Origin of the sequence: Sneathiella sp. HT1-7, assembly GCF_020731145.1 — a bacterium.
Taxonomy (GTDB): Bacteria; Pseudomonadota; Alphaproteobacteria; order Sneathiellales; family Sneathiellaceae; genus Sneathiella.
Map to the genome: position 1 here is coordinate 183367 of NZ_JAJFZN010000004.1, position 19025 is coordinate 202391.

Genomic DNA, 19025 nt, shown 5'->3' on the forward strand with positions numbered 1-19025 from the left:
TAGCTTTGCTTTGCTGGATTGGAGGTTGTAATCGGACCATGATGCTCAGTCGACCGCCCAGGCCCAACCTGACGCCGTTCGTAGATCTTCTATGGGCATCAGATGACGCCGTCCCGTCCAATCCAAAGGCATCCGCGAAAGAAATTGTACTTCCGACCGGCGCGACCCATATAGTTTTTCGCCTCGGGGAGACGCCACTGCAACTCTATGCTGCTCCTGATGATACAACGGCTCAGGATATCGGAAATGCCCTGATCGGTGGCCCGCGCGCAGGCTCCTACATCAAGGCCACCTCAAACCGCGAGCCCACGGTCGGCATCATGCTGCGACCCGGCGCGGCAGAGCTTATGCTGGGTGTCTCGGCCCTTGATCTCGCAGAACGGCATACAAGGATAGACGATATCTGGTCGCACGCGCAGATTGATGAAATCCGGACCCGGTTGCAGGAAACGCTAAATCTCGAAGAGCGCCTGTCAATTATTGAGGGATATCTCTTGATCCGCCTGCCGCGGATGCAAGGCATTCATCCGCTAATTATGCATTCGCTGGAGCAATTCCGCCTGTCATCCCCAGTTGGGAAGGTTGTTGAGAAAAGTGGCTTCAGCCATCGTTATTTTACCAAGCTCTTTACAGAGACGGTAGGCCTCCGGCCCAAAACATACTGTCGCGTCTTGCGTTTTGGCCGCATCCTGGATCGAATACAGTCAGAACCCAACATCGGCTGGGCCGCTCTCGCCATTGACGAGGGATATGCCGATCAAGCGCATTTGAACCGGGATTTTCAGGCATTTACCTCCCTCACGCCGGGCGCCTATCGCAAAGCCGCCCCAACGGCTCCCCGCCATATTCCCTTGCCCTGACGGAGCGCCGTAGGCAGGTCAAAAATATTCAATACTGCGAAACCTACTTACAGCATAGTTGGCAGGAAAATTACAGAAAGTCAGGAGGCCCCTTATGTCAATTCATGAAGTCTATATCTACCTGCGCGCCAGGAATGCCGAAAAAGCTATTGCCTTTTACAAAGATGTTTTCGGCGCAACCGAGAAATTCCGCCTTGTTGAGCCGGGCGGACGGATCGGCCATATCGAGTTATCGCTCGGCAATACAGTGATTATGCTGTCCGACGAATTTCCCGAATTCGATATCCATGCACCAAGCACGGAGGCGCCGAACGGTGTATCGATACATCTTCATGTCGATGATGCGGACGCGCTTATCTCTAAATGCGCCGCCGCAGGTGCAACTGTGATCCGCGAGGCCGCAGACGCCTTTTATGGGGAGCGTTCCGGCACGATCCGGGATCCCTTCGGCCATAACTGGATTATCGGTCATTCAATTGAAGAGGTTGAACCGGAAGAAATGCAGCGCCGCTATGATGCGATGGGGGGCTAGGCGCCGCAAGCTTGGCTAATCCGCGTGTTTTGCCTTGCTGTCTAACGGGACCTGATCCCGATCATTCATACCATAGTCGCGAATGACACTGGCAATACGTATTCGATAGTCCTTGAATACCTCTGCGCGTCCTATGGTCTGGGCATTGCGATGCGCCGATATGTTACGCCATTGCTCTATTGCCGCTTCATCGCGAAAGAAAGAGATGGAAAGAATTTTTGACTCATCCGTCAGGCTTTGAAATCGCTCGACCGAGATAAAGCCGTCTATTTCTTCCAGCGTCGGGCGCAGGCTTGCCGCAATATCCAGGTACTGCTGTTTATGCTCTTTATGCGGATACACTTCAAATATGACAGCAATCATAATTCGCAACCTTTCTAAGACTAATGCAGAATACGAAACCACTGTGAGAGGGCGCAAGTCATAAAAAATAACCTCAAAACGGGTTAGCCCGAAAATACTTCCTAATAGGGAAACAGGATGCGAGTATTTTAAGTGATATTCGCTTCATCCTTCGACAAAACATTAGTTTGGCGAAAGGGTTACTGGTATGAAAGCAATATATTCGAATAAAATGGAAAATAGAACATGAGTGAACAACCTGTCAGCCGGCTCGCCCCCCTTCAACCCGAAGAAATGACACCGCAGCAAAAAGTCGTTTATGAGGATATAATGGCGGGCCCCAGAGGGAGCATGAAGGGGCCATTCAATGCATGGCTGCGTAGTCCTGCTCTCATCGATCCAGCACAGAAGCTGGGTGAGTTTTGCCGCTTCAGGACCAGCCTTGGTGCCCGTCTTTCAGAAATTGCAATCCTTGTTACCGCTCGAAAATTCAAATGCCAGGTCGAATGGTTCCTTCATGCAAGGCTCGCAATTGAGGCAGGACACAGCCAAGCGACCATTGATACGCTAAAGGCAGGAAACCGTCCTGATTTTTCATCGGTGCCCGGCGGCGATACAGACAAGGAAAACATGGTCTATGACTATTCCGTCGCTTTGGTTAGGGATGGCCGAGTCGACGACGAAACTCATACCCGTGCTATTAATCTATTTGGAGAGCAAGGGGTAGTCGAACTCGTGGGGATTATCGGTTATTATCATCTTGTATCCCTGACCCTCAACGCGTTTAACGTCCCGCTGCCTGAAACTGGCGAACTGCCTTTTCCAGAATAGCAGGGTACACAATTAACCTAGCGTTGGAAACTTGGTGTCGAGCCGCACTTGGTAGACGTTAAATTTACTCTTGTTACCTTACCAAATCAGAAACTGTTGTTATGAGTTGTTTTATATCCAAGGGTTTCGCAAGGGACGCGTCCGCTCCAAGTTTATTCGCCATTTCCAGAAAAGAATTTTCTAAAAATTCACCACTCCCCGATATTACCAGAACCTTTATATCGGGGCAGGATTTTTTTAACTCCATCAAGGTTTCCAGGCCGTCTTTATCCGGCATCAAAATGTCTGTAATCACGACATCAACATGTTCTGTTTGAGCAATTTCAACACCCTCCACACCCGACGGAGCCGAAACAACGTCAAAGCCGCTTTCAGTAAGCGCGTCCTCCAAAAGCAATCTAACCGCGTCATCATCATCGATAATTAATATAGCAGGCATTCAGTCCCCCTGTATCGTGCCGCTCATTCTACTCGACTATCCTGATTGGATAATATGCTATTTCCTACATAAAGGGTATTTGAAATGTGCTTGCTGGAATACCTCAAGACAATATTAACCAACTGAATTGATAATGCAGAGTTCGAATGGGCAAAAGCTAGATAGATACCCGGTCAACCTGACCGCAACATTTATAAAATGAGTAAGGCCGCAAAATGACGATATTTGCGAATAAGCATGAAGAAGAGTCAGAGCGCCTTAAAACGCTAAGGCGTTTTGCCATTCTCGATACCCAGCCTGAAAAATGTTTTGACGATATTACCAAATTGGCCGCAAAGCAGTTTCAAGTCCCTGTTGCTCTTGTTTCACTCGTTGACGAAAACCGTCAATGGTTTAAGTCCAGAATTGGGCTCCAGGAGACAGAGGCAGAAATCGATCGTGATGTTGCGTTTTGTGGACATGCCGTATTGCAGGAAGATGTTTTGGTTATTCCAAACGCTTTCGAAGACGAGCGTTTTCGTGATAACCCACTTGTTGTCGATGAACCAAAAATAAGGTTTTATGCCGGCGCCCCGTTAAAGGCTGCGAATGGCCACAAGATAGGGACTTTATGTCTTCTTGATTATAAGCCGAGGCCGCCTCTCACTGATCAGGAAAAGACACTCCTTCAGGGACTCGCTGATATCGTTATCGGCGCGTTTGAGATGCGACTAGCCACAGGTGTCGTAAAATCCGAGATAGAAAGCAGGGTCAATGCTGAAATAAAACTCGAAGCCACTCAGAAGCAGATGCAGCTATTTATTGAACATGCCCCGGCGGCAATCGCAATGGTTGACAAGGATATGAGTTACATCATGGCCAGCCAGAGATGGTCCAGTATCTACGATCTCGAAGAAGAGACAATCATTGGCAAATCTCACTATGACGTTATTCCAGACGTACCAGATTTCTGGAAGGAAGATCATCGGCGGTGCCTTGCGGGAGAAATCATCAAGCATGAAGACGACTGTTTTAAACGTAAGGACGGATCAATAGAATGGACGCGACGGGAATTGCATCCCTGGCATAATTCAGAGGGAGAAATTGGCGGCATCATCCTGTTTAATGAAGTGATCACTGAACAGAAAAAAACAGCGGATATACTTCAGCGCAATACTACTTTCCTCGATACTGTTCTTGAGAATATTCAAGAGGGTATAGTGGCCTGTGACGCCGACGGCTATCTTTCACTATTCAATTCGGCCGCGCGAAGTTTCCATGGCTTGGATAAAAAATCGATACCGCCTGAAGAATGGGGTGAACATTATGATCTCTTCCAGGCAGATGGAGAGACGCCCCTTGAAAAAGAACAAATCCCTTTGTTTCGCGCATTTAATGGTGAGCGTGTAGAAAACGCCGAGATGGTTATTGCGCCAAAAGGCCTGTTGCCACGACATATAGTCGCGAAAGGTCAGGCCCTGTTTGATGATAACAATAACAAGCTGGGAGCTGTGGTGTCGATGCAGGATGTTACCCAGCAACGGATTGCTGAAGCTCAATTCAGACAGGCGCAAAAAATGGAAGCCGTTGGACAACTGACCGGAGGATTGGCTCATGATTTTAATAATCTGCTCACAGTCATTCTGGGCAATTTACAGCTCCTTGAAGGTGCATTAGATGCCGATCAGAAAAATGCCCGCAGAGCTAAATCTGCCGCAGACGCAGCTCAGAAAGGAGCTCAGCTGACCAAAAGGCTTCTCGCGTTTTCGCGTAAGCAGGCGTTAGAGACCGAGGTGCTTAATATAAACGATCTGGTGTTTGGCCTGGAGGATTTGTTGGGGCGCACTCTTGGTGAAATGATTGACCTGGAAATATCTATTGATGAAAATCTATGGCTAGTGGATTTGGATAAACACCAGTTAGAATCCGCCATTCTCAATCTCTGTGTTAATGCTCGCGACGCAATGGGGGGAGCGGGGAAACTCACAATTGAGACAAAGAACGTAACTTTCACCAAAAAGCCAGCGAATACTAAATATAACATGCAAGTTGGAGATTTTGTTTTGATCGAGGTTACCGATACGGGAACCGGTATCGAAAAATCTGCGTTGGAAAAAGTATTCGAACCCTTCTTTACAACTAAGGAAGTAGGTGAGGGAACCGGCCTTGGATTGAGCATGGTATATGGATTTACGAAACAGTCCGATGGCCATGTTTACATCTATTCTGAGGTTGATGTTGGTACAAGCGTGAAGATGTATTTCCCAAGAAGCGGTGCGTTGATGACGGGGTGCGATCTTGAAACAGACGTCGACACCATAAATGTGGGAGGCAGGGAGCGCATTTTGGTCGTAGAGGACGATGAGGATGTAAGAGCTATCAGCACTGCAATGCTGGAAGACTTGGGATACGACGTATGTGAGGCAGAAAATGGAGTATCGGCGCTTCAACTTCTGCAAACTTCTGAACAATCCTTTGATCTGCTGTTTACCGATATCGTCATGCCAGGGGGTATTTCGGGCCCGCAATTGGCGAAAAAGGCCACAGCGCTATTCCCGACGATCAAGGTGCTCTTTACCTCCGGATTTTCTGAAGCCGCGGTTCTTCGAGATAATGAAATCAGTCAATCTAAAAATCTGATTAGCAAACCTTTTCAACTGGATGATCTGGCCAAAATGGTGAGGGCTCTGCTTGATCCGCCGTCAAAATTTTTGGAAGTTAGTGGACTTGATGGACAGTAAAATTCTCATTATCGATGACGACATTGCCGTCAGCAGCCTATCAAGGATGTTACCGAAGAGGTAGGGTTTGAGGTTATTGTCACCCATTGTGCCGAGGGCGTAGAAAATAAGACCGGCTCTTCTTTCATCAATCAATCGGGTGCAAAAAATATCAAGGGTACTGTTTCCATAAACCTATGCCCGCTGAAGAGTTTACAAAGATTCTAATGCATTCAAAGGAAACCGAATTGGTTTAGTTGCATCTGAGATTTACTCTTATTCGCCGTCGCATTTTGAGTTCAAAGGAAGTGCAACTGCCATCCGCGTTTTATATAATTAGCAACAATTAGCGGGAATTAAAAATTCGACCTGAAGGAATTGTGGCGGAGAGTCGGGGATACCGTCGTGTTTTTTCAGATGTAATTATTTCAAGGAGTTAGGGCAACACTGCCTCCTTGAATCGGTTAATCCTATACAGTCCGGTGGGTTTTCAATTGATTGCAAACTGCTAATTTATGCCGTTTTACTTATTGCTACATTCGCTTGGTAAGGGCTATCAAACAATTAAATTTGTTGAGCGAAATACGGTGATTTTTTTAAGTAAGTCGTTGATTATTTGCACTTTCCTGACCAAAAATATGAGCAACTTAGATCATTAAGTTTGCCAAGGATATCTTCGTATGAATATATTATCATGAATGGAGTTGGCTTTGACGCCTTCCATACGAAAATATTAGAAGGGGAGGCGCGGTATGAAAGTTCCCGCGGCTGGGGCGGTAATGTCAGGTCAGTCCTTCGCTACTTTGAGCGGAAGACAAGGACGCATTGGAGAGTTACTTGGGGCAGGCGGACAGGGCGAAGTCTACCATGTCGTTGTTGATGGTCTGCCTTTTGCCCTGAAGTGGTATCACCAACACTACACAGAAATTGATACAGGATTAAGGTTGCGGCTGGAACGTGGCGTTAGACGGGGCGCCCCGACAACTGATTTTCTTTGGCCCCTTGACCTTGTCGAAGTCCCCGGGAATAGTAGCTTTGGTTATATTATGCCGTTGCGGAAAAGCGACTTCAGAGGCATTCGCGACCTGATCTCGCCGCCACCACATCGTCTAGAGTTAACTCTTGCCAGCCGAATTATTCTTTGCCAACAACTTGCCCATAGTTTCTTTGAACTGCATGCTGCAGGTTTCTGTTATCAGGATATAAATTTTGGCAATATATTTGTTAATCCAGATACGGCGCGTATTCTCATCTGCGATAATGACAATGTAAATATAGATGGTGCCGACGCGAGTATTTATGGCACACGAAAATTTATGGCGCCGGAAGTCGTTCGCCGAGAATCCTTGCCAAACAGCCGCACCGATCTGTTTTCAATGGCTGTTTTGTTTTTCTATTCCATTTTCGGATGGCACCCGCTTGACGGTCGCAGAGAAAACGATATCAGTGTCTTGAATCCTGAGTTAGAAATGTCTCTTTATGGCACCAATCCTATTTTCCTGTTTGATCCAGATACAGATGAAAACGGGCCCGTTGACGGTGTGCATGACTGGATTGTTGCACGGTGGCAAAGCCTGCCTCATACTTTGCGGCAGCTATTTATTCGCTCATTTACGGTCGGGCTTCACGACCCATCTTTGCGGGTGCTTGAAACGGAATGGATGAATATCTTAAACCTCATTCCAGGTTCAATTCATATCTGTCACGATTGCAGTTTTGAACATGTCATATCAATAGAACTAAAAAAACCCACCGCACCTAGTGAATGCCTTTGTTGCGGAGAAGCCCCGGAATATTCTCCTATTTTATTACTTGGATCTCGCATCATTGTCTTGAATATTGGGCAAGAAATCCGCGCCGAACACCTAGATAGTGCCGATGATGCGACCACTATTATGGCAAAAGTTGAATCTCACCCCACTCGGGCTAATTTAATAGGGCTTCGCAATTTGACCAACGCACCATGGCGGGTATCCCTTCCCGAGGGAACGTCGCATATCGTCCCTTCAGGACAAGCCGTCCGTATTGCGCCTGGTACCACCATTGAATTTGGTAAATCCATCGGCACCATATCTGATGTAAATATGCTGGAGCCTACTTCATGAGTTTTGATTGCCCTGACTGGAAGATAGCTGGCGCCTCAGTACGAGGAGCTGCGCATTCTCGTTCCGGCCGTCCTAATCAAGATGCCGTCATGTTTCTGCCCGATACAGGGATCGGGACCCGAATTGTCGCCGCGGTTTCGGACGGTCATGGATCCGCACCATATTTTCGCTCGTCGACTGGTGCCAGACTTGCAACTCAGGGAGCCGCGGACATATTAGCATGGCATCTCGACACGCCAGACGAGGACGAAATAGAGGGGGCGCTGGTCGGTGAAATTATTTCCCACTGGCAAACATCGGTGATCGCTGATCTGGACACTAATCCTATTTCAGAAGAAGAAGGCCATTACCCTAGTCGTTCTGCATTTACACCTTATGGTACAACACTGATTACGGCTGCCGCGAATGAAAACATTGCAATTTTGCTGCAAATTGGGGATGGCGACTTACTACTCGGCTACGCTGACGGCAACATAGAGCGTCCACTACGTGACGACGTTGGTTTGCAAGGTGAAGAAACCTACTCTCTATGCCAAGATGATGCAGGCCAGTATTTTAGGATAGCCACAATGTGGAACCAAGGGGATCAACGTTGGCCTGACTTTTTACTTCTTGCAACTGATGGCGTCGCCAAATCGTTTCGCGATAACTCTGGTTTTGAAGAAGCCATAAAACATTTGCGCACACTTGCACATAACAATTGGGAAGAAACAATAGAAGCGCTTCCAGCCTGGCTGGAAGAAGTCTCCAGCAATGGCAGTGGGGATGACAGCACGATATGTATTGCCATCCGTACTGATACCGATATGCCCAGAAAGGACAAAGAATAATTATGGCCAAGAAAAAAAAGCCTGTTATGCCCACGGTTCCCCGTGATCATGACGAAGCAAGTTTTTCGGAACTGGTTCCATTTCGCTCCAAAAACATAAAAATATTCAAAAGCCCACTATTCTTGCTTACCATTCTGCTAGCCATTGGCGTGCCGTTTTTATTCGCTGCAATGGGCGGCGTTCTAGGAAATCCGGATGCTCAGCAGCGGTTCGGTACTTTGGTTACTATCAACCTGGTTATCTGCTTCTTCGTTGTCATGTTGTTTCAACTGATGATTTTCTTTTATTCCCGCACATCGCGACCCATCTGGACATATATGTTCCCGTTTGCCGCTGTTTGTGTGATCATGATGACCCCCCTGATTACGCCTTACTTCTTCGTTTTCCGTACAATTCTTCCGGGCAACATCGGCTCAGGACCAAATGCAAACTTTATCATGACATTCATCGGAATGTTCTTTGGCGCTGGCCTGATGGAAGAATTATTGAAAGCCACACCTATCCTATTCGGGGCATGGTGGACTCTCAAGGCCGACACCAAACCTAGTTTGAAAGAAAATATTTTCTGGAAGGTAATTCACGTGCGCGGGCCGCTGGACGGCGCACTTATGGGAATTTTTGCAGGCGGCGCCTTCACATTTATTGAAACCGGCACGCAATATGTTCCCAATATGGTCCAGAGTATTGCAAAGGAAACAGGTGATCTTTCGCTCGGCATGGCGGGCGGATTGCTACTTCTTATGCCTCGGGTGCTTGGTTCATTGGTCGGGCATATGGCCTATGCAGGCATTGCCGGATATTTCATTGGCCTTGCCGTTATTCGGCCAAAACAGATGTGGAAGTTAATGGCGATCGGTTGGCTTGCCGCCTCAATCATCCACGCATTATGGAACAGTGTTTCCGATATTTCGCCCATGTTACAGTATGTTATTGCGGGCATTTCCGCCGTCGGGCTGGTTGCTGCAATTTTAAAAGCTCGACACATTGAAGCAAAAGATGCGGGCCGTACTGCGGAAAGTTTCGGATCCATTGTTGTCGGAGATGACGACAAGCCAAAAGAAAGGCCGGTCACAACTGCGCCGCCGCCACCCGCGCAGGCCAAGGTAGCTCCGGCTCCGGCTCCAACTGCGGCACCGGCCGTCAATAAGGAAGAAATATTGATGCTTGATATAGAGGGGCTGCAAATTCCGCTCAGGGCAAATAGTGTTATCGATTTGGGGAATGAACCTGCACTCGACGGGCGTGGTGCCGGGGTTGCCGGTTCCATCGTGCCTCATCCCACCCGTGAGAACGTTATTGGGCTTCGAAATAGTGGCGCTGCCGCTTGGTCGGCAACTTTACGCGATGGCAGCAAGCAGATGATTGAAATCAATCAAAACATCCGCCTGGCGCCCGGCGTTACAATTGATTTCGGCAGTAACTTGATTGGCACTGTCGTGGGGCTGGGGTAGTAATGGCAAAAAAATTCTACTCGATCCCGCCGCAATCGCACGCCGGCAATTACAAATACTGCTAGCCATCGACTGCTCCGGATCGATGCAGGGCGACCGTATTGCCTCCTTGAATTACGCGATGCGAACTGCCTTGCCGGAGTTAAGAAATGTTGCGGCGGATAATCCTGAAGTCGACGTTAGAATGAGTGTATTGCGATTTTCATCCACTGCAGAATGGCAAATCGAAGCCCCGGAACCTGTAGAAAATATTCAATGGACTGATCTGAAGGCAGAAGGGGAGACCCATATGGGGGATGCACTGCGCCTCCTAGCCGCCAGGTTGACCCCAGAAGCTATGCCAGGGCGACAGCTTCCGCCCGTTTTGGTGCTGGCATCTGACGGATATCCAACGGATGATTTTGAATCCGGGTTCGACGCATTCTTTGCAGCTGACCTCACAAACTCTGCGATCCGGCTGGCGATAGCAATAGGATCCGATGCTGACAACGACATACTTGGCCGCTTTATCCGCCATCCAGACCTAAAACCACTAAAGGCAAATAACGCAACCGACCTCGTAAAATATATCAAATGGGCGACTACCGCCCCCGTTAAAGCAGCATCATCACCAACAAATTCACCCAATCCACTCCAAGAGTTCGCACAGGAAATTGATGAAGATCAACCCGTGACGAGCGATATTATCTGGTAAGAGGAAACAGTCATGTCCGTTGAAGATCGCCTATATACTCTTGTAGACCAATGCCGGCAGCAACAGGGTGATGGTTTCCTCCAATCTCCCGCTATGATTGTACCGCGCCTCAGCAGTCAGGCGCCAGATCTGCATGCCGAAATAAAGGCATTGTCCTCGGCTTTAGCAATGAATGCAGTCAGTCGTATTGAAAGTGCCAGCGATAGCGACGCTGAAACTGAGAAAATCAGGAATGAAATAGCCATAAATGAAAAATTGTCTGCAGGTGTTGTTGAGACTGCTTTAAACGTTGCCAAAAGAATGGGGCCCTTGGCACCGACAGCTAGTGGTGCGGCGGCACCAGCAAGCGATGAATGGGCCGGGGATTCTGTTGTTGTAGGCAGCACCCCCACAACACCGCAACATCAACAATCGCATACAGGCTCAACCGGCCAGCAGACACAAGATCAGCACGAAGAAGATGATGATGACGAAGAAGAGAAACCTCCCATTTGGAAGGACAAGCGTGTGATTGGAGGTGCAGCTATTGCTTTGGTAGCATTGCTATACTTTTCGCAGCAACAGGGAGGAGGGCCGCAACCAGCCCCCCAACCAAATCCGCAACCTGCGCCACAGCCAATGCCGCAACCCGGACCACAGCCTACACCCCAACCTGGGCCTCAGCCAACGCCCCAACAACCCGTACAGCAAACGTTACCCTTGCTTCAGCCTCCGAATGGTCAATTACCAACCATACAAACTCAGCAAATGCCAAATGGTAGTCTGGGTCTTAGCTTTTCTGTTACTACACAGGCGGGACAAGCCCCAGCCATGATCATGTTGCCCGCTGGAAGCTGGGACGGAGGAGAAGCTATGTTTGGTGTCTGGCGCCCAGGGGTTAATTATAACACAACCAACCCAGATACTCTGGGCAGTGGGTTTTTGATACCCTACAATATAAATGGTGCTCCAGTTCGGGCCGTGATCCCCGTGTGGCAGCAGGATAATATGGGGTTCGGCGGCGTCTGTATCGCATTTATGGGCTCCGGTGGACAAGATGTGCAATTAAAGGGCTCGACCATGTGTGTAATGGATGGAAGCTGTCAACAAGCAGCCGCATGTGGCCGGATACAATAAAAAATGACCGGAAATACTCCTACATATGATTCACTAGCAGAGGTCTTGAAGACCCTTGTCGAACGATTTGGCAGTGAAATTTTCAATGATCGCAGAAGATTGGTATCACTGCTCGCGGACCATTTGCCGGAAGCCAAGCGAGAACTACGCGTTGTACGTTCCGCTGTGGATGAAGGCGTCCCCTCGGCACTTATCAGTACAGAGCGTCATCTATCCGGAATTGAGATGGACCGTCAAGCAGGCCGCCTTGAAGCCGGCACAGGACTCCGTATTGATATTGCCCGGCAGGTCGTCCGGGCTTTCGCTTATTCTCTCGGACTCGGTCCATTGCCGTCGGTATATGAAACTCCGTCATCAGATGGCGAAGTGTCTTCACAATCCTCAGGCGACAATTGGGCCGGTCTTTCGCAACCAGTACAATCTGAGACCGGAGGGAAAGCAACCAATTTTCCGCCTAAAAATATCAATACAAACAGCCCAAAAAAGGACACAACGAAAAAAGCAGAAAACACCATCACTATCGGCCAGTTTACGTTTGATCGCAAGTACGCGGCGATTGCCCTCGCTATTGTTGCTGTTGTGATATTTGGTATCCTGGATCAATTCGGCGGTGATGACGCCATTCCATCACCCGATAACAATGACCCAGTGGTAGTGAATAACAATCCTGTCGATACCACCGGTTATGCAAACGAGCTGACAAACTGGGGGGTGCCAGCTAAATCAACTCTTGAAAGCAATGTTGGCTCTGCAACGCCTATTTCAATTCCTGTAGGTCGACGCGTGACGACTGGCGAGGTCCAAAACATGATTGCGCGTGACGCGTCAGTTCAGCTAATTGATGTGCTGGCAAATTCTCATGGATCCACCATAAAAAATTCCGTCTTTATTCCCTCTGGTGGGTATGGCGGCAACTTCAACGACAATGCTCAACAAAATTTTGTAGCGTCGCTCCGATCGTTGTTTGGAAGTAATACATCTATACCGACTATTTTCTTTTGTGCCGGGTCAGAATGCTGGGAATCTTATAACGCGGTGCTTCGGGCCAATGCAGCTGGTTATAGCAACCTTTACTGGTATCGTGGAGGTCTGGCATCCTGGAGTGCCGCAGGGCTACCAATGGAGCCAACGCCACCTCCTCGTTAAATATGCGGTCTTGGTAAGGATTGGTAATATTTGTAAAACAGCCCACGGGGAGAAACCGCCGCGTTTTTCAAATGTAATTATATCAATGGGTTAGGGCAACACTGCCTCCTTGGATTGGTAAATTCTGCACCAGTCCAGTGGATTTGCACTTAATTGCAAAATATTGGTTATGCGGAAATGGGGGTTTGTGTTTCCCGTTGGAAAGTTAGATAACTTCAACAATAGAATAACAGCAGGACTTATTTTATTATACCGGTGCTAGGCAGATACAGGTAATTGAAGTGCCAATGCTGTTTCCTCTGAAAAAGGTATTTTGGCGACGAAGGGGGAAGACATGGCGCGGACCAGAGCGCTGTAGTTAAGCTGGAATGGAATTTCGGTGCCGATTGGCAGGCGGTCGCGGCCAGAATCCACAATAAGGTGATCACTACTCGATCCGAGGATTTTCATCCCGGGCGGCGGAATTAACCCTTCCGGGTCGGTATCCATATGTCCCAGCGCAAAAATGGACTGGGAGATACTGCCGCTGTCGGCCGGCGGTGTTGCTTTCCCAAAGGCGGATTCTGCAATCATACCCCAAGGCTGCGATGGTTTGACCTTTGACTCGATCACCTCCGCGATGAGTGTTATGGCATCAGTAAAGAGTCCCTCAATCATTTGGCGATGAAGCGGCTCGCAGCCCAGCAACATGGCTTCGCCAAGACGGAGGTTATTAATCCGGCCGGTATCGGCACCCCCCAAAATCCAATTGAGATTACTTGAATTTCCGCCTGAGACAATTGAGATTATAGGCCCAAAAGTTGCGTCAATCGCATTCGCTAGTGCTGACAGTTCTGCCATATTTACTGCATCCGGCACGACACCGCAACGACAGGCCAGATTAGTGCCGATGCCTTTGAGAACAATGTTTGGGAAGTCCAGCGTACGACGCACGACATCCTCGAGGTCAGCAGGCATGATACCCTCCCGCAAATCCCCAAGCTCAATCATCAACAGTACCCCGTGCATCCGCCCCTGTGCTTGTGCAGCTTTGGAAAGTTCCGAGATAACGTCAAGTTCTGTGTTCAGGCTGGTGTCCGTGTCTCTTACGATCTCGGCTGCCTGACTGATCATGGGCGAGCGGATGAGTGTCATAGGTGCTTCTATCCCGGCACGGCGCATGGTCTGGATATTCTCAATGCGCGAATCCGCCAGCCCACTTACCCCTGCGGCCAGCAATTGCCTGGCAACGATTGGCAGGCCTAACACAGCTTTTGTCACTGCCGAGACGGAGATGCCACGACGGCCAAGCAGATTGACCAAAAACCGGGCGTTATGATGGATTTTCGAGAGGTTGATTTCAAGTCGCGGGGTGGTCAATTAATGATCCCGATCGACTTCTTTCTCAGCTGCGGGAAGGAAGCTAGAACCATCTCTACCAGATGATCCGGCGACTTTGTCAATGCGTCCGTCACAGGAATACCAAGTTCGCTTTCAAAGTGGGTGATCGCCGAGTCTATCTCGGCTTCGATCATGTTCTCGTGATTGATTGTGAGCCCAATGACCTTGGTATCTGCAAAAGTCTCGATCAGGTTTACCTCGCTGGCAGGTGTCGGCATCGGCATTTGATCGAAGTCGCATCGGTAGATCCGTCCGGGAGCATGCTGGAGTACAACACCGTCAGGACAGGCCCCCCTTAGAATGAAAGATGATGTTGAAAAGGCCGGATGGCTGAGCGCTCCCTGACCCTCTACAATTATTATATCCGGGCTTTCTGCCTCGAAGGCTTCGACGATAGTCGACTCTAGCTCGCCGCAACAAAACTGGGAGGGGACGGCATCAAGCGCGATGCCGTAGCGCGCGCCTTGAATCAGTCCGGTCTGTCCAGTGCCGACCATCACCGCCTTCACGCCATACTCGTTCAGTGCGCGTGTCAGGATGGTCGCGGTCGTTCGCTTGCCGATGGCGCAATCCGTACCGAGCACCGCAATTCGGGGGCAAGTGACCTCGGCAATCCTGCCGCTGAACATGCGCAAGTCTTTTTTGTCGCGGAGCTTGCGGATATCAAGAATTGTAACATTGTAAGAGAGACAAGCAGCAGCAAAGACGGGGTCGTCATTGAGGAACTCATGCAGGCCATTCACGATGTTCATGCCGTGGCTCATGGCCTCAATTACCAGACCGCGCTCACGCGTCGACAGCATGCCGCTTGAGGGCGCCATTCCGAATATAAAATACTCAGGCAGGCTATCCGCCAGAAATAAGGCCTCGGTGAGGTCACGGCAAATAGGAATACCGTTCGGCGCGTCTCCAAGGGCGGCGCCGGAATCAAGGCCAGCCTTTTCACTATCGATAACCGATAGGATTTCATACTTCTCGGAATGACGGACCAACCCGTTGGCCGTTTTACCGTCAATGGCACCGAAATTGCCTTCACAATAGACGATTGCTGTGTTGGTCGATTTTGGAATATCGCGAACCGGAAGTTTAATGGCCGATCCAGAACCCTTGAGAATTGCGGGTTCGTTTACGCGGGTAAACGCCCGCGGTTGATTGAGATGTGTAACGGAAGACATATTGGTTCCTTGATGATCACTTGGAGCCAGCAACAGGATCGCGCTGGCAAAGCGATTACAGTTCGCGGACATGTAAGCGAAGGCAACGAAAGTTGGGCGGCACTTTCGGTCACAAGTACCACAGATATATTGCCTTGATTACGCAGAGAGAGCGTTGACAAGACTTCCAGAGAAGACGCGGCTCACCGCGCCTCCGGAATGTTTGATAATGAAAACTATCCGCGTATGGCCTAAGGCACCCGCGCGACTAAAAAACTAGATTTTTTCTGCTAATGCATTCTGGCAAGCTTCTGCCAGTTCGCGATCCGGCTTTTCAGCGCCTAACGGAGTTGCCCAGCCGGCATCCTCAACAATCCCACGTCGTTTATAGCTATTAGCCTCTCCAAACTTGGCGAGCACGTCCATTGAATTGGGATCATTCCTGGAGTTTTCTAAGCAATAGGGCATAAGTGCCGTCGCAACCGCCATTTTGGAGTTCTCGCTCGACATATCGTTGGCTGCGTTCTCTGTCATCCAGCCACCCCAGTTAAATCCCACTATAGCCACGGCGATAGCGCCTGCTCCCGCGCCCATAAGCGCAGGTTTAATCCATGTAGGAATTTCCATAAATAAGTCCGATCTGTATCAGGACAGACACGCAGTATCGCGTGCAAGATCCTGTATCGTAACACAGTATGCCAAATATCTAGCATGGTTTAAGGCATATTTAATTCTCCTTCCGCTTGCACAATTACTTGTCAGTGTCTTGGGTCCTACTTAATTGGGAGATAATTTTTAGGTGGTTCTACAAAGATGGAGAACTTTTAAGATAGCAAGGGAGTGTTATTCGGTTGAAGATATCCGTGGTCTTACGCGATAGACTGAACTCGGTTGTTCTTCTGGGAATAATGTTGAATCGTGATACCGATCCGGCAAATTAATCAAAAAAAATTGGATACTGTAGAGGAGGGTCGGAGAGAAACCGCTGCGTTTTTCCGACGTAATTATATCAAGGGGTTAGATCTAAACTACCTTCTTGCATCGGGTAATCCTGTACCAGAGGTCCGCCAGCCGCGTTTTATGCGCAATTGGGTTTTTCAGCTAAAACCAGAATTGATATAATTAGCAACAGGTTAGGGAGAATATAAACCTAAACTGAGGAAAATGTGGCGGAGGGTCGGGGAGAAACCGCCGCGTTTTTCCGATGTAATTATATCAAGGGATTACAGCTACACTGCCTCCTTGCAATACTTAATCCTGTACCAGTTCTCTGTACCAGTCCAGTGGATTTGCAATTAAGTGCAATTAATAATGCTCTAGAGTTTCAATAGTAGGCGTGTGCTAATCTGTACGAATGACGAAAGAAGAATATCAAAGCTATTTAATTCTAATCTTGAGCTGAGAGCTGGAGTACAGCGTTCGAATTACGACCGAGAACCAAGGCATTGGTTTGTGTTCAGAATAAGTTGGGTTGGAAATTTTCTGACAAATCGTTTTACCGAGAAAATATATCAGAGGGCTTATAAAATTATTCTTTCCGGGCAGGCGAGCAGTGGATGTCGACTTAGAATATCCTCCTGACAGCTATCCCCCGTACTCAGCCTTAGGTAAATTAACGCTGAGAGGAAACAACCGTGAATATCTTGGATCGCTACCTACTTCGTCTCTTTGGAATATTATCCTTTTGCTGGAAATCAAGAAATTTCAGTATGTTGTTTTACACGGCCCAAAGCTCAAGTATGGTTCTGCCCCAATAATTTCAGTGAATTTTAAAACTTCATTTGACCCGGAGAATTTTTAATCCGACTCTAACTCTAGCCTACTCCGAAGGCAGAGGTCACACGTTCGAATCGCGTCGGGTGCGCCAATGTTTTCAATGAGTTAGATGGTTTTAAAGTATTGGGGGTATTGCTTCAGTACCCGTATAACACCCACTAAATGAAGCTATAGTAGAGAGTTAAGTTGTCAGCTTTTCGCCCTTAATGAAATTAATTCTGGAGTCACTAGCTTGTCCACTCTGTGTCAGTAGGAGACAATGAAGAAAGATGCGTAATGTCAGCTCTGGGCGCAAAGCAGACTTGCAGCGGCGCGGGACGCTGTTCTAATCACTGCATGCGCCTTGTCGAGATAAGCAGACCAATCATCCTAGACATTCGGTGCGACAGCTCGTTCATTCATGGAAGTAATGCCTGCAGGGCCTGACTAAATTGAGGATTATTGCCAACCGAAGAGCCGAGCTAACAATCCAAACGATAAATGTTGTTACCTGCTTCATCTATTGATCCCGTATTTACCACCCCATCAAAGCTGGCAGGTCCGCCGCGCCAAGGGCCTGTATTCCACTTGTCTTTGAGGAATTTTGTCCAAGCATCACGGTTGGAGCCGTTGCCGGCGGGAACTCTCGATTTTGAATTGAGATGACTGAAAACAGAATGAGATGGCAGCCATTCATTGTCGGTAACAGAGAATTTGAACTCGCCCAAGTGCAGTTGTTTTATAAGAATTCCAGCAATGTTGAAGTCGAAATAATTGGCGTCCCGCAAAAACAAATCAGACGCGTTGCAGCAGGCAGAAAAGTTATTTTGCAGAAGCAATTCGTTCTCCGCGAAACCAAAAACGAGCCCCAGTTGTTCGGCAACTCTTTTCAAGTTGATCAACCGCGGTTTCTTGAATGTGGTTGGTAGGATGAACTCCCGTCCCACCCGCGTAGCGTTTTGCTCGGCGTAAAATTTGCGAATTTCGGGTAACGTCTTCTGGAGCTTTGCGAAACTATGTGCTGTGGTTTCTACTGGAAGCTTCAGGTACTCGGCAGAAATGTGTTTGAAACCATGGTTGGCTGCGTCAATGATCAGCCTTTCCGCGTCTTGTTCATAGTCCGGAATAATCGGTTGCAAACGTAGCGATACCGGAACGCCTTTGGCGGCTATTTTTTTTGCGCAATTCATGCGGGAGTTTACAGACGGTACACCCGGTTCCAGACTTGATGATAGCTCAGGGTCAACGGCTGCGACCGAAATTCTGACATAGAAATTCCCCCGAGCTAAGACCGAAAGGTACTCATCGCTGGCGAGGATGGTTCCCTTTGTGCTGATTATAGTTGGGTAATCGAACTCTGCCAGCGTCTTTAATGTCTCAAGCGAGACCGACTTCTTGATCTCGGAGGGGCCAAAGGGGTCATTCATTCCTCCAAATTGGACGGGAATTCGTCTTTGGAGGAAGTCTTCGGTTGCGCCCTGAGGTTTACCTTCCACAGCACGTTTGAGCCGTTTCCTAAGTTGTGAATTGTTAATTGTAGTTGCGCGGTTCACATTGAAAGCGCCGCCGCGCGCTTTTGAAAAGCAATACTGGCAACCGAATTGGCAGTTGCTGTAGGAGTCCAAACGTAATGGAACGCTGCAAAAATGCATTTGGCTCGTCGGAGCTATGTAATACTTGTAGGATGACAT

Annotated in this window: 16 protein-coding genes; 10 read left to right on the forward strand and 6 right to left on the reverse strand. The window is 48.6% G+C overall.

What is annotated here, in order from left to right; translation table 11 throughout:
* Positions 1-38: 38 nt before the first annotated feature.
* Together LKE13_RS14450 and LKE13_RS14455 are read left to right on the forward strand one after the other, a co-directional pair.
* Positions 39-860: a helix-turn-helix domain-containing protein gene (locus tag LKE13_RS14450; protein ID WP_227952099.1), complete on the forward strand. Its 822-nt coding sequence runs from the start codon at positions 39-41 to the stop codon at positions 858-860.
* A 94-nt stretch (positions 861-954) separates the two neighbouring features.
* Positions 955-1392 (forward strand): VOC family protein, encoded by a 438-nt coding sequence (locus LKE13_RS14455; protein ID WP_227952100.1) that lies wholly within the window; start codon positions 955-957, stop codon positions 1390-1392.
* A 15-nt stretch (positions 1393-1407) separates the two neighbouring features.
* Here the strand turns inward: LKE13_RS14455 and LKE13_RS14460 are convergent, their stop codons facing one another.
* The gene (locus tag LKE13_RS14460; protein WP_227952101.1) at positions 1408-1755 is read right to left on the reverse strand and encodes an antibiotic biosynthesis monooxygenase family protein; all 348 of its coding nucleotides are present in this window, start codon (positions 1753-1755) and stop codon (positions 1408-1410) included.
* A gap of 225 nt (positions 1756-1980) precedes the next feature.
* On the opposite strand from LKE13_RS14460, the gene LKE13_RS14465 reads away from it, so the two are divergent.
* Positions 1981-2565 carry a carboxymuconolactone decarboxylase family protein gene (locus LKE13_RS14465; RefSeq protein WP_227952102.1) on the forward strand — a complete coding sequence of 195 codons (585 nt, stop codon included), beginning with the start codon at positions 1981-1983 and terminating at the stop codon, positions 2563-2565.
* Positions 2566-2638: 73 nt separating this feature from the next.
* Here the strand turns inward: LKE13_RS14465 and LKE13_RS14470 are convergent, their stop codons facing one another.
* Complete coding sequence (locus LKE13_RS14470; RefSeq protein WP_227952103.1) at positions 2639-3004, reverse strand: response regulator; 366 nt, start codon at positions 3002-3004, stop codon at positions 2639-2641.
* 215 nt (positions 3005-3219) lie between these two features.
* Between LKE13_RS14470 and LKE13_RS14475 the strand changes: the two genes are divergently transcribed.
* The 7 genes from LKE13_RS14475 (at position 3220) to LKE13_RS14505 (ending at position 13045) form a co-directional block, all read left to right on the forward strand.
* On the forward strand, positions 3220-5724 hold the full coding sequence (locus LKE13_RS14475) for a response regulator (protein WP_227952104.1): 2505 nt from the start codon (positions 3220-3222) through the stop codon (positions 5722-5724).
* Between the two features lie 731 nt (positions 5725-6455).
* Positions 6456-7808 carry a serine/threonine protein kinase gene (locus tag LKE13_RS14480; protein WP_227952105.1) on the forward strand — a complete coding sequence of 451 codons (1353 nt, stop codon included), beginning with the start codon at positions 6456-6458 and terminating at the stop codon, positions 7806-7808.
* Positions 7805-8638, forward strand: a complete 834-nt coding sequence (locus tag LKE13_RS14485) for a PP2C family serine/threonine-protein phosphatase (RefSeq protein WP_227952106.1) — start codon at positions 7805-7807, stop codon at positions 8636-8638. Before LKE13_RS14480 ends, LKE13_RS14485 begins: the two co-directional genes overlap by 4 nt.
* 2 nt (positions 8639-8640) lie before the next feature.
* Positions 8641-10089 (forward strand): PrsW family intramembrane metalloprotease, encoded by a 1449-nt coding sequence (locus LKE13_RS14490; protein ID WP_227952107.1) that lies wholly within the window; start codon positions 8641-8643, stop codon positions 10087-10089.
* Positions 10064-10783, forward strand: coding sequence for a vWA domain-containing protein (locus LKE13_RS14495; RefSeq protein ID WP_227952108.1), 720 nt, complete (start codon positions 10064-10066; stop codon positions 10781-10783). Before LKE13_RS14490 ends, LKE13_RS14495 begins: the two co-directional genes overlap by 26 nt.
* Before the next feature lie 12 nt (positions 10784-10795).
* On the forward strand, positions 10796-11899 hold the full coding sequence (locus LKE13_RS14500) for a hypothetical protein (RefSeq protein ID WP_227952109.1): 1104 nt from the start codon (positions 10796-10798) through the stop codon (positions 11897-11899).
* A 3-nt stretch (positions 11900-11902) separates the two neighbouring features.
* On the forward strand, positions 11903-13045 hold the full coding sequence (locus LKE13_RS14505; protein ID WP_227952110.1) for a rhodanese-like domain-containing protein: 1143 nt from the start codon (positions 11903-11905) through the stop codon (positions 13043-13045).
* Between the two features lie 258 nt (positions 13046-13303).
* Here the strand turns inward: LKE13_RS14505 and LKE13_RS14510 are convergent, their stop codons facing one another.
* The 4 genes from LKE13_RS14510 to LKE13_RS14525 all read right to left on the reverse strand — a co-directional run bounded on the left by LKE13_RS14510 (position 13304) and on the right by LKE13_RS14525 (position 19025).
* Complete coding sequence (locus LKE13_RS14510; RefSeq protein WP_227952111.1) at positions 13304-14404, reverse strand: alanine/ornithine racemase family PLP-dependent enzyme; 1101 nt, start codon at positions 14402-14404, stop codon at positions 13304-13306.
* The gene (locus tag LKE13_RS14515) at positions 14401-15600 is read right to left on the reverse strand and encodes a DUF1611 domain-containing protein (protein WP_227952112.1); all 1200 of its coding nucleotides are present in this window, start codon (positions 15598-15600) and stop codon (positions 14401-14403) included. The genes LKE13_RS14510 and LKE13_RS14515 overlap by 4 nt, the downstream gene beginning before the upstream one ends.
* A 255-nt stretch (positions 15601-15855) precedes the next feature.
* Complete coding sequence (locus tag LKE13_RS14520) at positions 15856-16206, reverse strand: hypothetical protein (protein WP_227952113.1); 351 nt, start codon at positions 16204-16206, stop codon at positions 15856-15858.
* A 1610-nt stretch (positions 16207-17816) separates the two neighbouring features.
* A complete protein-coding gene (locus LKE13_RS14525; protein ID WP_227952114.1) occupies positions 17817-19025 on the reverse strand; it encodes a radical SAM protein in 1209 nt (402 codons plus the stop codon).